Annotated in this window: 12 protein-coding genes; 9 read left to right on the top strand and 3 right to left on the bottom strand. The window is 65.3% G+C overall.

Features of this window, described 5'->3' with window-relative positions; all coding sequences use genetic code 11:
- Positions 1-86: 86 nt before the first annotated feature.
- The 3 genes from fusA to AU072_RS20605 all read left to right on the top strand — a co-directional run bounded on the left by fusA (position 87) and on the right by AU072_RS20605 (position 4,540).
- Positions 87-2,192, top strand: coding sequence for an elongation factor G (fusA, locus tag AU072_RS20595; protein WP_082680794.1), 2,106 nt, complete (start codon positions 87-89; stop codon positions 2,190-2,192).
- A gap of 82 nt (positions 2,193-2,274) precedes the next feature.
- Positions 2,275-3,465, top strand: a complete 1,191-nt coding sequence (gene tuf / locus AU072_RS20600) for an elongation factor Tu (RefSeq protein WP_064345574.1) — start codon at positions 2,275-2,277, stop codon at positions 3,463-3,465.
- 202 nt (positions 3,466-3,667) lie between these two features.
- Positions 3,668-4,540: a cutinase family protein gene (locus AU072_RS20605; RefSeq protein ID WP_064415497.1), complete on the top strand. Its 873-nt coding sequence runs from the start codon at positions 3,668-3,670 to the stop codon at positions 4,538-4,540.
- On the opposite strand, the gene AU072_RS20610 is transcribed toward AU072_RS20605, so the two are convergent.
- Entirely contained in the window at positions 4,488-5,897 is a 1,410-nt protein-coding gene (locus AU072_RS20610; RefSeq protein ID WP_235629849.1) for an MFS transporter, read from the bottom strand. The genes AU072_RS20605 and AU072_RS20610 overlap by 53 nt on opposite strands.
- A gap of 80 nt (positions 5,898-5,977) precedes the next feature.
- Here AU072_RS20610 and AU072_RS20615 point away from each other — a divergent pair, with 80 nt between their 5' ends.
- The 5 genes from AU072_RS20615 to AU072_RS20635 all read left to right on the top strand — a co-directional run bounded on the left by AU072_RS20615 (position 5,978) and on the right by AU072_RS20635 (position 12,049).
- Positions 5,978-6,817, top strand: a complete 840-nt coding sequence (locus tag AU072_RS20615; RefSeq protein WP_064415498.1) for an SHOCT domain-containing protein — start codon at positions 5,978-5,980, stop codon at positions 6,815-6,817.
- Between the two features lie 72 nt (positions 6,818-6,889).
- Positions 6,890-8,374, top strand: a complete 1,485-nt coding sequence (nhaC, locus tag AU072_RS20620) for a Na+/H+ antiporter NhaC (RefSeq protein WP_064415499.1) — start codon at positions 6,890-6,892, stop codon at positions 8,372-8,374.
- Positions 8,371-9,819, top strand: a complete 1,449-nt coding sequence (locus AU072_RS20625) for a basic amino acid/polyamine antiporter (protein ID WP_064415500.1) — start codon at positions 8,371-8,373, stop codon at positions 9,817-9,819. Before nhaC ends, AU072_RS20625 begins: the two co-directional genes overlap by 4 nt.
- A gap of 20 nt (positions 9,820-9,839) precedes the next feature.
- Positions 9,840-11,084 (top strand): arginine deiminase, encoded by a 1,245-nt coding sequence (locus AU072_RS20630; RefSeq protein WP_064415590.1) that lies wholly within the window; start codon positions 9,840-9,842, stop codon positions 11,082-11,084.
- 113 nt (positions 11,085-11,197) lie between these two features.
- Positions 11,198-12,049: a mycofactocin-coupled SDR family oxidoreductase gene (locus tag AU072_RS20635; RefSeq protein WP_064415501.1), complete on the top strand. Its 852-nt coding sequence runs from the start codon at positions 11,198-11,200 to the stop codon at positions 12,047-12,049.
- Between the two features lie 18 nt (positions 12,050-12,067).
- Here AU072_RS20635 and rocD read toward each other — a convergent pair whose 3' ends face one another.
- Together rocD and ddaH are read right to left on the bottom strand one after the other, a co-directional pair.
- On the bottom strand, positions 12,068-13,303 hold the full coding sequence (gene rocD / locus AU072_RS20640) for an ornithine--oxo-acid transaminase (protein WP_064415502.1): 1,236 nt from the start codon (positions 13,301-13,303) through the stop codon (positions 12,068-12,070).
- Positions 13,276-14,127 (bottom strand): dimethylargininase, encoded by an 852-nt coding sequence (gene ddaH, locus AU072_RS20645; protein ID WP_064415503.1) that lies wholly within the window; start codon positions 14,125-14,127, stop codon positions 13,276-13,278. The genes rocD and ddaH overlap by 28 nt, the downstream gene beginning before the upstream one ends.
- Positions 14,128-14,242: 115 nt before the next feature.
- Between ddaH and AU072_RS20650 the strand changes: the two genes are divergently transcribed.
- Entirely contained in the window at positions 14,243-14,689 is a 447-nt protein-coding gene (locus AU072_RS20650; RefSeq protein WP_064415591.1) for an Rv2324 family transcriptional regulator, read from the top strand.
- Positions 14,690-14,697 lie beyond the last annotated feature (8 nt).

Here is a 14,697-nt window from a genome sequence, read left to right on the forward strand (position 1 = left end):
CGGAGTCGCGAGCGACGAGATGGCACAAAGCGGTGTCGCCGGGGCGAAATGACAACAGCAACTACCAAGCGAAAGAGAAGACTTCTGTGGCACAGAAGGACGTGCTAACCGACCTGAACAAGGTCCGCAACATCGGCATCATGGCGCACATCGATGCCGGTAAGACCACGACGACCGAACGCATCCTGTACTACACCGGTGTCAACTACAAGATCGGTGAGACGCACGACGGCGCTTCGACCACCGACTGGATGGAACAGGAGCAGGAGCGCGGTATCACCATCACCTCCGCGGCCGTCACCTGTTTCTGGAATGACAACCAGATCAACATCATCGACACCCCGGGCCACGTCGACTTCACCGTCGAGGTGGAGCGCAGCCTGCGTGTGCTCGACGGTGCCGTTGCGGTGTTCGACGGTAAAGAAGGCGTGGAGCCGCAGTCCGAGCAGGTCTGGCGCCAGGCCGACAAGTACGACGTTCCGCGCATCTGCTTCGTCAACAAGATGGACAAGCTGGGCGCCGACTTCTACTTCACGGTGCGCACCATCGAGGAGCGCCTGGGGGCGACGCCGTTGGTGATCCAGTTGCCGATCGGCGCCGAGAACGACTTCATCGGCGTCGTCGACCTGGTCGAGATGAAGGCCAAGGTGTGGCGCGGTGAAACCGCCCTCGGCGAGAAGTACGAGGTCGAAGACATTCCGGCCGAGCTCGCCGAGAAGGCCGAGGAGTACCGCACCAAGCTGCTCGAGGCCGTCGCCGAGACGGACGAGGCGCTGCTGGACAAGTACGTCGGCGGCGAGGAACTCTCGGTCGCCGAGATCAAGGCGGCGATCCGCAAGCTGACCGTCGGCTCGGAGCTGTACCCGGTCCTGTGTGGCAGCGCGTTCAAGAACAAGGGCGTGCAGCCCATGCTCGACGCTGTCATCGACTACCTGCCGTCCCCGCTGGACGTGGAGTCCGTGCAGGGCCACGTGCCGGGCAAAGAGGACGAGGCCATCAGCCGCAAGCCGTCGACCGACGAGCCGTTCTCGGCCCTGGCGTTCAAGATCGCGGTGCACCCGTTCTTCGGCAAGCTGACCTACGTCCGCGTCTACTCCGGCACCGTCGAGTCCGGTTCGCAGGTCATCAACTCCACCAAGGGCAAGAAGGAGCGGCTGGGCAAGCTGTTCCAGATGCACGCCAACAAGGAGAACCCTGTCGAGCGGGCCTCCGCGGGGCACATCTACGCGGTGATCGGCCTCAAGGACACCACCACCGGCGACACCCTGTCCGACGCCAACGAGCAGATCGTGCTCGAGTCGATGACGTTCCCGGACCCGGTCATCGAGGTGGCCATCGAGCCCAAGACCAAGAGCGACCAGGAGAAGCTCGGCACGGCGATCCAGAAGCTGGCCGAAGAGGATCCGACGTTCAAGGTCCACCTGGACCAGGAGACCGGCCAGACCGTCATCGGCGGTATGGGCGAGCTTCACCTCGACATCCTCGTCGACCGGATGAAGCGCGAGTTCAAGGTCGAGGCCAACGTCGGCAAGCCCCAGGTGGCCTACCGCGAGACCATCAAGCGCAAGGTCGAGAAGGTCGAGTTCACCCACAAGAAGCAGACGGGTGGTTCGGGCCAGTTCGCGAAGGTTCTCATCGACCTCGAGCCGTTCACCGGCGAGGACGGGGCGACCTACGAGTTCGAGAACAAGGTCACCGGTGGCCGTATCCCTCGGGAGTACATTCCGTCGGTCGACGCCGGCGCCCAGGACGCCATGCAGTACGGCGTGCTGGCCGGGTACCCGCTGGTCAACCTCAAGGTGACGCTGCTCGACGGCGCCTACCACGAGGTGGACTCGTCGGAAATGGCCTTCAAGGTCGCGGGTTCGCAGGTGCTGAAGAAAGCGGCACAGGCTGCGCAGCCGGTGATCCTCGAGCCGATCATGGCGGTCGAAGTGACCACACCCGAGGACTACATGGGTGACGTGATCGGCGACCTGAACTCCCGCCGTGGTCAGATCCAGGCCATGGAGGAGCGATCGGGTGCCCGCGTCGTCAAGGCGCTGGTACCGCTGTCGGAGATGTTCGGCTATGTCGGCGACCTTCGGTCGAAGACCCAGGGCCGGGCTAACTACTCCATGGTGTTCGACTCGTACGCCGAAGTTCCGGCGGCCGTGTCGAAGGAGATCATCGCGAAGGCGACCGGGCAGTAACCCCGGTTGCGTCGCGGCGAGAAACAACTGCAAAGATCAACACTGCTTTAGACAAGCACTAACAGTCCAGGAGGACCACACAGTGGCGAAGGCGAAGTTCGAGCGGACGAAGCCGCACGTCAACATCGGGACCATCGGTCACGTTGACCACGGCAAGACGACGCTGACCGCAGCAATCACCAAGGTGCTGCACGACAAGTTCCCGGAGTTGAATGAGTCGCGCGCATTCGACCAGATCGACAATGCGCCTGAGGAGCGTCAGCGCGGCATCACGATCAACATCTCCCACGTGGAGTACCAGACCGACAAGCGCCACTACGCGCACGTCGACGCCCCCGGTCACGCCGACTACATCAAGAACATGATCACCGGCGCCGCCCAGATGGACGGCGCGATCCTGGTGGTCGCGGCGACCGACGGCCCGATGCCGCAGACGCGTGAGCACGTGCTGCTCGCCCGTCAGGTTGGCGTGCCCTACATCCTGGTCGCGCTGAACAAGGCCGACGCCGTCGACGACGAGGAGCTCATCGAGCTCGTCGAGATGGAGGTCCGCGAACTGCTGGCCGCCCAGGACTTCGACGAGGACGCTCCGGTCATTCGCGTGTCGGCGCTCAAGGCCCTCGAGGGCGACGAGAAGTGGGTCAAGTCGGTCGAGGAGCTCATGGAGGCCGTCGACGAGTCGATCCCGGACCCCGTCCGCGAGACCGACAAGCCGTTCCTGATGCCCGTCGAGGACGTCTTCACCATCACCGGCCGCGGCACCGTGGTCACCGGTCGCGTCGAGCGTGGCGTGATCAACGTGAACGAGGAAGTCGAGATCGTCGGCATCCGCCCCGACACCACCAAGACCACGGTCACCGGTGTCGAGATGTTCCGCAAGCTGCTCGACCAGGGCCAGGCCGGCGACAACGTCGGTCTGCTGCTGCGCGGCATCAAGCGTGAGGACGTCGAGCGCGGTCAGGTCGTCGTGAAGCCCGGCACCACGACGCCGCACACCGAGTTCGAGGGCCAGGTCTACATCCTGTCCAAGGACGAGGGCGGTCGTCACACGCCGTTCTTCAACAACTACCGTCCGCAGTTCTACTTCCGTACCACGGACGTGACCGGCGTGGTGACGCTGCCGGAGGGCACCGAGATGGTGATGCCCGGTGACAACACCGACATCTCCGTCAAGCTGATCCAGCCCGTCGCCATGGACGAGGGTCTGCGCTTCGCGATTCGCGAGGGCGGTCGTACCGTCGGCGCCGGCCGGGTCACCAAGATCGTCAAGTAGTTTCCGACTGCTGCGAAGCGGCGCTCACCTTTCCGGGGCGCCGCTTTCGTATGTGCGCTTCGCGAAACGTACAACAGGGCTGCGATTCTTCGACGACCGCGACCCTGGTGTACATCTCGCGAATGTGGGGAGTAACGCCGGTGGACGCCGCGACGATGTATTTCGCGTATGCCCTGGTCGGGGCGGAGAAGGGTAAGGGTTCATGTTCGGTCGTCTCACCACGCTCGCCAGCGCCGCCGCGATCGCGGGTGCCGCATTCGCGGGTCTTTCCACCGCTTCGGCGCAGGCCGCACCCGGCTGCCCCGATGTGCACTGGTTCGGCGCCGCGGGGTCGGGACAGCGGGACGGCGACCTGAGCTCGAACGCCGGAATGGGCGACGACATCTACCAGTCCTACCTCGACGTGCAGCAGCTGGTGACCGCCGACGGTCGCACGATGACGGCCGAGGCTGTCGAATATCCCGCTGTACCGGTGCCCGATGACGACGGCGGCGTCGGGGAATGGATGGGCTTCATGGGCAGCGTCGACACCGGCGCGGCCGCGCTCGAGTCGCAGTACACGGCGTTCACTCAACGTTGCCCCGAGTCGAAGGTGGTGCTCGCCGGGTATTCGCAGGGCGCGATGGTGGTGCACCGCAATCTGCACGCCGCCGGCACGAATCCGAACGTGGTGGCCGCGTTGCTGATCGCCGACGGCGACCGCCTGCCCGCCGACCCGACCATCAACATCGGCTCGGTCACCAGCGTCCCGGGCGCCGGCAAGGGGGTTGCCCAGGACTGGCCGATTCTCGCGCACGCGCCCAAGCCGCTCCCGCCGGCCATCGGCGCACGCACGATCAGCGTGTGTGAGCTCGGCGATGCGGTCTGCGACTACGACCCCGACGCCGAAGAAGTGTCGAAGGTCTCGACGCTCATCCACACCAGCTACACGAAGTCCTCGGGTGGATACCGCTGGACTCAGCCGCTGTATCAACTCATCGGCCCCGGCCCCGTCACCACGCAGGCTCCCGAGGCGCTTCCGGTCATCCCGCTGGCCGCTGCGACGCCGATGGCCGCGACGGCGCCGAGCGAGTAACCGATCGCCGGGCGGTCCACAACACGACCGTGCCCGCCGCCAGGAGAAGCACGCCGAGCACGGCAAGTATGGCGTCGATCGCACGCGCTGTCGGTATTCCGTTGCGTTGCAGCATCTCCAGCACCGTCGACGACACCGCCACGCCGACGCCGGCCAGCGATACCAAGACCGTCAGCGTGACCCCGGCCGCCTCTCCCGCCCGCTCGGGAGGCACCACCGCCTGCGTCGCGACAGTGGTGAAGGCATAGACCAGGCCCAGCGTCAGGCCGCATGCGCTCAGCGCGAGCAGATACAGCGTCCACCCGCGGAGTCCAGCGAGTGCACACAGGCTCAGGGCGGCGACAACCGTCGTCGCGGCCATCACCGATACCGGTGCACGACGGGCGGCGAGCCGGCCGGCCAGCACACCGCCGAGGGCTGCGCCCGCCGACGGGCCGAGGAAGATCAGTCCCGCGGTCAACGGATCGAGTCCACGGACCTCCTGTAGGGACAGCGTGGACAAGAAGATGGTCACCGCGTACGCGATGTTCGCGACGGCGCCGGCCATCACCAGGATCGTGAATCTTGCGTTGCGCGCGAGCGACAGATCCACCAGCGGCCACCGAACTCTGTTCTCGACGACGACGAACGCGGCGAGCGCAAGCAGTGATCCGGCGAGCGCGATCATCGTCGTAACCGAAAGCCAGCCCCAGCTGGGCGCGCGGTCAAACGTCAACGTGAACAATCCGATTCCGGTGCTGATGAGCGCCAGTCCCGCCACGTCGATGCGCCGTGGCGCCGACTCATCGAACGATTCGCTGATGACCCTCGCCCCGATCACGAGCGACACCAACGTCAGCGGCAGGTTCAGCCAGAAGATCCACCGCCAGCCGATGGTGTCGGTGAACACCCCGCCGATGAGTGGACCCGCGGCGTTCCCCAAAGCCGCTATGCCATAGGCCAATCCGATAGCTTTGCCGGCCCTGGCGGTCTCGTAGGCGTTGGTCAGCACGCTGATCGACGCGGGAAAGATCAGGGCTGCGCCGATCCCTTGCACCGCCCTGAAGGTGATCAGCATGCCCGGCGACGGTGCCAGCGCGCAGGCCACCGAAGCCGCGCCGAACAACGCCACGCCTGTCAGCAGCGCCCGGCGGCGGCCGAAGATATCAGCGATACGGCCCGCGGGCACCATGAAGGCCCCCAGAGCGAGCATGTACACGCTGATGATCCATTGCAGTTCCGCTGTGTCGGTGCCGAACTCGACGGCGATTCTGGGGAGGGCGAGATTCATCGCGAAGTAGTCGATCTGTACACAGAACAGTGCCATGGCGACCGCAGCCAGGGTCCATCGCGACCGGGTGCCTGCTCCCGCCGCCATCGCCCGACGATACGGCTCGCAAGCGGTGATTTGGCGTTAATCTGACACGCAGATCACGGACGACGGGAGCGTGGCAGGCGATGTTGTGGCGTTACATCAAGGTCCAAGCCCTCGTGCTGCTGTGCGGGATCGTCGGACCGATCTTCCTGGTGGTCTACTTCGCCACGGGTGGCGACCCGCTGCTGAAGTGGATGTTCTGGACGGGGCTGCTGATCACCGCCGCTGATGTGCTGATCGCGTTGGCCATCACCGCGGGAGGAGCCCGGTCGGCCGCCAGGACCGCCGCGCTCGAGCAGACCGGAGTGCTGGCGTTAGCCCAAGTCACCGGTATTCACGAAACCGGAACGCGTATCAACGAACAACCGTTGGTGAAGCTGGACCTGCAGATCTCGGGACCCGGTATCGCGCCGTTCGCCAGCCAGGATCGGGTCATCGCTTCGATTTCGAGGCTGCCGATGATCACCAACCGAAAGCTGGTCGCGCTGGTCGACCCGATGACAAGCGAGTATCAGATCGATTGGGAGCGAAGCGGCTTGGTCAGCGGGATGATGCCCGCGACTTTCACCATCGCCGAGGACAACCGAACATACGACTTGACGGGCCAGGCCGAGCCGCTGATGGAGATTCTGCAGATTCTCAAGGCCAACAACATCGGTCTCAACAACATGATCGATTTGAGGTCGAATCCCGCTGCCCGCCAACAGGTTCAGGAAGTGGTGCGCCGCGCAGCCACTCACCAGGCACCGGCCGGCGCGGTGCCGTCGCCCCCTCCTGCCGCGCCGACGGCGGCCGCCTCGATCGCACCGCCTCAACCGTCGACCGCACAGCGCCTGCAGGAACTCGAGACGCTGCGCGCGATGGGTTCGATTTCCAACGACGAATACACCGCGAAGCGCCAGCAGATAATCGCTGACCTCTAGTTTATCGCCTCAACCCCGTCGCCGGCTGATACCGTTTCGTCGTGCTGCCTCGCGCCTCCGTGGGGTGCTGCCATGACGGACTCGCTCGAGCAAAGGGCGATCCGGAGTCCGTCGCTGGCCGATGCCATCATTCCGTTGGTCGCGCTGACCGTGCTGATCGGCAGCTCGATAGCGCTTTTCGGACTGGATGCCCTCGACGGGCCCATTCAAGTGGCGTTGGTGATGTGCTGCGCGGTCGCGGCCCTGATCGCGCTGAAGAACGGGCACCGTTGGAGCGCAGTGCAGGAGGCGGGCCAAGGCGCGCTGTCGTCGATCACGAGCGCGCTGTTCATCTTGCTTGCTGTCGGCGCACTGATCGGAACATGGAACCTGTCCGGCACCATCCCGACGTTGGTCTATTACGGCATTCAGGTGCTCTCGCCGGGTTACTTCTACGTTGCCACCGCGATCATCTGTGGTGGCGTAGCGATGTCGATCGGAAGTTCATGGACCACAGCGGGAACCGTCGGCGTCGGTCTGGTCGGCATCGCGACGATGCTGGGGGTGTCACCGGCCATCACCGCCGGTGCCGTCATCTCGGGCGCCTACCTGGGAGACAAGCTCTCACCGTTGTCGGAAACGACGATCCTGACCGCGCAGATGGTCAAGGTCGACCTCTACACGCACATCCGCAGTCAGGCGTGGACATCGGTGCCGGCGTTCGTGATCGCGGCGGTTGTGTTCACGATCCTGGGTGTCGCCGGTCCACCGCCTCTGGACACCGTCGGTGAGGAAGTCGAACTCGCCAAGCTCAGCCAGATCTTTTCCATCACCCCGTTGAACCTCCTGCCCCTGGCGGTCCTCGTCATCTTGTCCGCCCGCAAGGCGCCCGCGTCGTTGGCATTGCTGGCGGCCTCGCTGTGGGCCGGCGCCCAGGCCGTTGTCCTGCAACACGATGTCGTCGAAGGCTTCGTTCGCGAGATTCACGGCAGCACCAACGTGGTCATCGGTTCAATACAAGCTGTTTGGCGTGCGATGGCCAACGGGTTCACCATCAACTCGGGGATCGGCGAAATCGACCGCCTGCTGTCCCGCGGTGGTATGGACAGCATGCTGCTCACCATCTGGTTGATCATCGGCGCGGTGACGTTCGGTGCGTTGCTGGAGCAGTTCGGGCTGATCGACAGGCTCGTCAATCCGATGATCGCAGCCGCGAAATCAACTGGCCGACTCTATCTTTCGGTGTTCGCCACCGGCATCGGGCTCAACATCGTCGCGGGCGACCAATACATCGCACTGGTGCTCCCGAGCCGCGTCTTCCGGCTCGAGTTCGAGAAACGCGGTCTCGCGCCGCAGAACCTGTCTCGCCTCGCCGCAGACAGCGGCACGGTGACGTCGGCGCTCGTTCCGTGGAACTCCTGCGGCGCGTTCATGAGTGCGGTTCTCGGAGTGTCGACACTTGCGTACCTGCCCTTCGCGGTCTTCAACATCGTCAGCCCGCTTCTCAGCGTGGTGTACGGCTACACCGGCTTCAAACTCGTCAAGGCGTCACCCACCAAGGAAGCAGAAGCGACATGACCTCAGCCGAGACTCGCACCGAGCAGTCCGAACAGAAGGTCAGCCTGCCGACCCTGACCGCGATGGTGGTCGGGTCGATGATCGGTTCGGGCGTCTTCCTGCTGCCTCGACGCTTCGGAACCGAGACCGGCGTGCTCGGTGCGATCATCGCCTGGACCATTGCCGGCTCCGGGATGTTGATGCTGGCGTTCGTGTTCCAGCGCCTGGCGATCCGTAAGCCGGATCTGAACGCGGGCATCTTCACGTACGCCAAGGCCGGCTTCGGGGACTACGTGGGATTCAACTCCGCCATCGGTTACTGGGCGTCGGCCTGCGCGGGCAACGTGTCGTACTGGGTCCTGATCACCACGACGCTCAGCGCGGTGGTTCCGGCGTTCGGCGCGGGCGACACCGTGCTGGCCGTGGTGGTTTCGGCCATCGGGGTGTGGCTTTTCGCTGCGCTGGTCATGCGCGGGGTCAGGGACGCCGCGGTGATCAACTACATCGTCACCGTCGCCAAGGTGCTGCCGATCCTCGTGTTCATCGTGATCGCCATCATCGCGTTCGAAGCCGGCGTCTTCGCGGACAACTTCTGGGGCGCCGACGGCGGATACTCGTTCGCATCGATCTGGGATCAAGCGACTGGCACGATGCTGATCACGGTCTTCGTCTTTCTGGGCATCGAGGGCGCGGCGGTGTATTCGCGCATGGCGCGCAAGCGCGAAGATGTCGGGCGGGCAACGGTCTTCGGCTTCCTCGGCGTCCTCAGCGTCTTTGCGATGGTCACGCTGGTCTCCTACGGTGTGCTGCCGCAGGACGAACTGGCAGGTGTCAGCCAACCGTCCATGGCGGCGGTACTGGAATCCATCGTCGGCCCCTGGGGCGCGGTGTTCATCAAGGTCGGCGTGATCGTCTCGGTGCTCGGGGCCTACCTCGCATGGACATTGATGGCCGCTGAGGTGCTGTTCATCCCCGCGAAATCGGATGACATGCCGCGGTTTCTGGCGCGGACCAACCGCCACGATGCTCCCGTCGCCGCGCTGGTCATGGCCGCGGCGCTGACCACGCTCCTGCTCGTCGCGCTGCTGTTCGCCGCGGACGCGCTCGATTTCATGTTGGACCTCACCGCGGCGCTGTCGCTGATCCCGTATCTGCTCGCGGCGGCCTACGCCCTGAAGCTGACGGCCACGCGCGAGACCTACGAGGACGGCAGGTCACTCGTCGGCGATATGAGCATCGCCGCTATCGCAACCGTGTACACCCTGTTCCTCGTCTACGCCGCGGGGATGGACAAGCTACTGCTGTCTTGCATCCTCTATGCGCCGGCCGCCGCGCTGTACTTCAGGGCCCGCAGGGAACGGGGCCTGCGGGTGTTCCGCCCGGCTGAGGCTGTCCTGTTCGGCGTGATCGTGCTCGGCGCGATCATCGCCGTCGTGTCGCTGTCAACCGGCGCGATCGAAATCTAGTGCACACGAGAGGAATCGAAGTGTCCGACCGATCTGCCGACTATGGTGTCCACTCCGAGGTCGGCAAGCTGCGCAAGGTGCTTGTCTGTTCACCCGGACTCGCCCACGAACGCCTGACCCCGACCAACTGCGATGCGTTGTTGTTCGACGACGTGCTGTGGGTGCAGAATGCCCGGCGCGACCACTTCGACTTCATCGACAAGATGCGCGAGCGCGACGTCGAGGTGGTCGAACTGCACGAGCTGCTCGCCGACACGATGGCCATCCCGGAGGCGAAGGCGTGGCTGCTGGACCGCAAGATAGTCGCCAACGAAGTGGGTCTCGGCCTCGTCGACGACACACGCGGATTCCTGGAGGAGCTACAGCCGCAACGGCTGGCGGAGTTGCTGATCGGCGGCATGTCCATCCGCGACCTGCCGAGCGAACTGCACTCCGGCTACCGGTCCCTGGCACGCGAAAACGCAGGGGTAACCGAGTATTTGATGCCTCCGCTACCCAACACGCTCTACACCCGCGACACCACCTGCTGGATCTACGGTGGACTGACGCTCAACCCGCTGTTCTGGCCCGCGCGGCACGACGAGACGTTGCTGATGAAGGCGATCTATCAATTCCATCCCGACTTCGTCGGCTCGCGGGTGTGGTGGGGCGATCCGGAGCAGTCGTGGGGTCTTGCCTCCTTCGAAGGGGGCGATGTCCTGGTGCCCGGCCAGGGCGTCGTAATCATCGGCATGAGCGAGCGGACGTCGCGGCAAGCCATCACCCAGGTGGCCGCGAAGCTGTTCGATGAAGGCGTGGCGACCCAGGTGATCGTCGCCGGTATGCCGAAGCTGCGGGCGGCCATGCACCTGGACACCGTCTTCACGTTCGCCGATCGCGACGTGGTGACCATCTATCCCGAGATCGTCGACGCCATGGAGACATTCACGCTGTACCCGGCCGACGCCGCCCCCGGCGTCGAGGTGGTCGAGGCGCACAAGCCCTTCATCGAGGTCGTGGCATCCGCGCTCGGGTTGAGCGAACTGCGGGTGGTGGAGACGGGCGGAACGGCCTATGACTCGGAACGTCAGCAGTGGGACAGCGGCAACAACCTGGTCGCCGTGGAACCCGGCGTGGTGTTCGCCTATGACCGCAACACCCACACCAACACGTTGCTGCGTCGCGCCGGTGTCGAGGTGATCACCATCGTCGGCGCCGAGTTGGGCAGGGGCCGCGGTGGCGGGCACTGTATGACCTGCCCGATCATCCGCGACCCCATCGACTAGCCTGTGCGCAGGCTCTCACCTCCGGCGAGCGACCGCGGATGTCCGCGCCGGGGCGGTGTGTCGCGTACAGACACGGTCGCTCGCGGTGGGGCAGGTTCCCGGAAGGAGCGGCGGTGACGGCGATCAACCGACCACTTGAAGGCCGAGTGGCATTCATCACCGGGGCCGCGCGCGGGCAGGGTCGGGCGCACGCGGTCCGACTGGCCGGCGAGGGCGCCGACATCATCGCGATCGACATATGCGCCCCGATCTCGGAGACCATCACCTACCCGATGGCGACGTCGGAGGACCTGGCCGAGACGGTGCGCGCGGTCGAAGCGACGGGCCGCAAGGTGCTCGCCCGTGAGGTCGACATCCGCGACCTGGCCGCGCTGCAGCAGGTGGTCGCCGACGGTGTCGAGCAGTTCGGCAGGCTCGACATCCTGGTCGCCAACGCCGGTGTGCTCAGCTGGGGCCGCATCTGGGAGATGTCGGAAGAGCAGTGGGACACCGTCATCGACGTCAACCTGAACGGGACGTGGCGCACCATCCGGGCGGCGCTGCCCGCGATGATCGCTGCGGGTCACGGCGGATCGGTCATCATCGTCAGCTCGTCGGCCGGGCTGAAGGCGACACCCGGCAACGCGCATTACGCGGCGTCCAAGCACGGGCTGACGGCGCTCACCAACGCGTTGGCTATCGAGGCCGGTGAGTTCGGGATCCGGGTGAACTCGATCCATCCGTACTCCATCGAGACGCCGATGGTCGAGAAGGACGCGATGATGGCGATCTTCGCCAAGCATCCGAGTTATCTGCACAGCTTCGCGCCGATGCCATATAACCCGCTGGACGAGGAGAACAAGGGTCTGCAGGGGTTCATGGAGCCCGAGGAAGTGGCCGACGTCGTCGCGTGGCTCGCCGGTGACGGCTCGAAGACGCTCTCCGGCAGCCAGATCGCCGTCGACCGCGGCGCGATGAAACACTGACCTTTCGCGCGCGAAGGGCTAGCCGGCCAGGACGGCGGCGAACTGGTCGATGGCCCAATCGATCTCGTGCTCGGTGATCACCAGCGGGGGAGCGAATCTCAGGGTCGAACCGTGGGTGTCCTTGACGAGGACCCCGCGCCGCGCCAGGCGCAGGCTGACCTGTTTGGCGGTGCCCAACGCCGGATCGATGTCGACGCCGGCCCACAGCCCCTTGCCGCGGACCGCCACGACGCCGTGACCGGTCAACTGTCGCAATCTGTGGTGCATGTGCGCACCGAGTTGTGCTGAGCGGCATTGGAATTCGCCACGCCGTAAGATCGCCACCACGGTCGAGCCGATGGCCGCGGCCAGTGGATTCCCGCCGAAGGTGGAGCCGTGCTCACCAGGATGCAGCACGCCCAGGATCTCGGAGTCGGCCACCACCGCCGACAACGGCAGCACCCCTCCGCCGAGCGCCTTTCCGAGCAGGTAGACATCGGGAACAACGCCCCAGTGCTCGCAGGCGAACGTCTTCCCGGTTCGGGCGAGCCCGGAGTGAATTTCGTCGGCGATCAACAGCACGTTGCGCTGCGTGCACAACGCGCGAAGCCGCGGCAGGAAGTCGTCGGGCGGAACGATGATTCCCGCCTCACCCTGGATCGGTTCGACCAGCACCGCGACGGTGTTGTCGTCGATCGCGTCGGCGAAGGCGTCGGCGTCACCGAACGGCGCAGCACGAAATCCGGGGGTGTACGGACCGAAGCCGCGGCGGGCCGTCTCGTCGTCGGAGAAGCTGATGATCGTGGTCGTGCGGCCGTGGAAGTTGTTGTCCGCCACCACGGTATTCGACGCGCCGGCGGGAACACCCTTGACGTCGGTGCCCCATTTGCGGGCCACCTTGATCCCGGTCTCGACCGCTTCGGCGCCGCTGTTCATCGGCAGCACCATGTCCTTGCCGCAGAGTTCGGCCAGCGCCGCGCAGAAGGGTGCGAGCCGCTCGGAGTGGAACGCGCGGCTGACCAACGTCACGGTGTCCAGCTGCGCGTGTGCGACGGCGGTGATCTCCGGGTTGCGGTGGCCGAAGTTGACCGCCGAGTATGCGGCCAGGCAGTCCAGGTAGCGGCGGCCCTCCACATCGGTGATCCACGCGCCCTCGGCGCTCGCTGCGACCACGGGAAGCGGTGCATAGTTGTGCGCCACACAGCGATCGTCGATCGCGATCGCGGCTCCCGTCGCTTCCAGCGTGGTCACGAATGTACCTCCAACGTGCAGCATTTGATGGAGCCGCCGCCCTTGAACAGCTCGGACAGGTCGACGCCGATGGGGTTGAATCCCGCGTCGCGCAGTTGGGCGGCGAAGCCGGTCGCCGCGGCAGGCAGCACGACATTGCACCCGTCGGACACCACGTTGAGGCCGAAGACGTAGGCGTCGGTGCTCGCCACCTCGATCGCGTCGGGGAACAGTGTCCGCAGGCTCACCCGCGAGGCGTTGCTGAACGCCGGCGGGTAATACGCGACCGTCGTGTCGTCGAGTACCGCAAGGGCGGTATCGAGATGGTAGAACCGCGGATCGACCAGTTCGAAGCTGTACGTCGGTCGACCGACCAGTTGCGCGATTTCGCCGTGTGCACGGCGATCGGTCCGAAATCCATACCCTGCCAACAGGATCGAACCCGCGACCAGCAGGTCGCCCTGGCCTTCGTTGGTGTGGCGCGTCTGTACGGGTTCGTATCCGTGGCGGACCATCCAAGCGCCGTACGCGGCTGTTTCGCCCGCGCGCTGCGGGTAGGCGAACTTCGCAACCACTGCTGTACCGCCGACCACCAGGCCGCCGTTGGCGGCGTACACCATGTCAGGCAGTCCGGGGACAGGCTCGACGAGGTCGACGACGTGTCCGAGTTCCTGATATGTGCGCCGCAATCTCTCCCACTGAGCCAGGGCCAGTGCGGGGTCGACGGGCGCCTCGATATCCATCCACGGGTTGATCGAGTATTCGACGGCAAAGTACGTCGGCGGTGTCATGACGAAGTTGCGCAGTCGGACGTCGCGCCGGCGCCGGTGACCGGACCGGGAGGCGGCAGCCACACCGAAGGACGTCATGAATCAACGGTAGATACCGGTCCTGATGCAATCAATTTCCGTTCGTTGCGTGTCTAGCAGCGGTTTGTTGTGTACAGTGCGCGAAAGCGATGATCTATTGCGTGTGGAGGTGACGATGGACCGCCTCGACGCGACCGACGAGCAGATTCTCGCCGCACTCACCGATGACGCCCGCGCGACCTACGCCGAGATCGGGGAGCGGGTCAACCTGTCCGCCCCCGCGGTGAAACGCCGAGTCGACCGCATGCTCGACAACGGCGTCATCCGCGGCTTCACGACCGTTGTCGATCGGACGGCGCTCGGATGGACCACCGAGGCGTACGTGCAAGTGTTCCGTCGCGGAACCATTGCCCCAGAACGCCTGCGGGCGGCATGGATCGACATCCCTGAAGTCATCAGCGCGGCCACCGTCACCGGCACCGCCGACGCGATCCTGCACGTCGTGGCGCGCGACATGCGCCACCTGGAGGAGGCGCTGGAACGTATCCGCTCGGCTGCCCAGGTAGAGCGCAGCGAGAGCATCGTCGTGCTGACCAACGTCATCGACCGCGATCGCGGCTGAGCACCATT

The sequence above is a fragment of the Mycolicibacterium novocastrense genome (assembly GCF_001499835.1).
GTDB lineage: Bacteria > Actinomycetota > Actinomycetes > Mycobacteriales > Mycobacteriaceae > Mycobacterium > Mycobacterium novocastrense.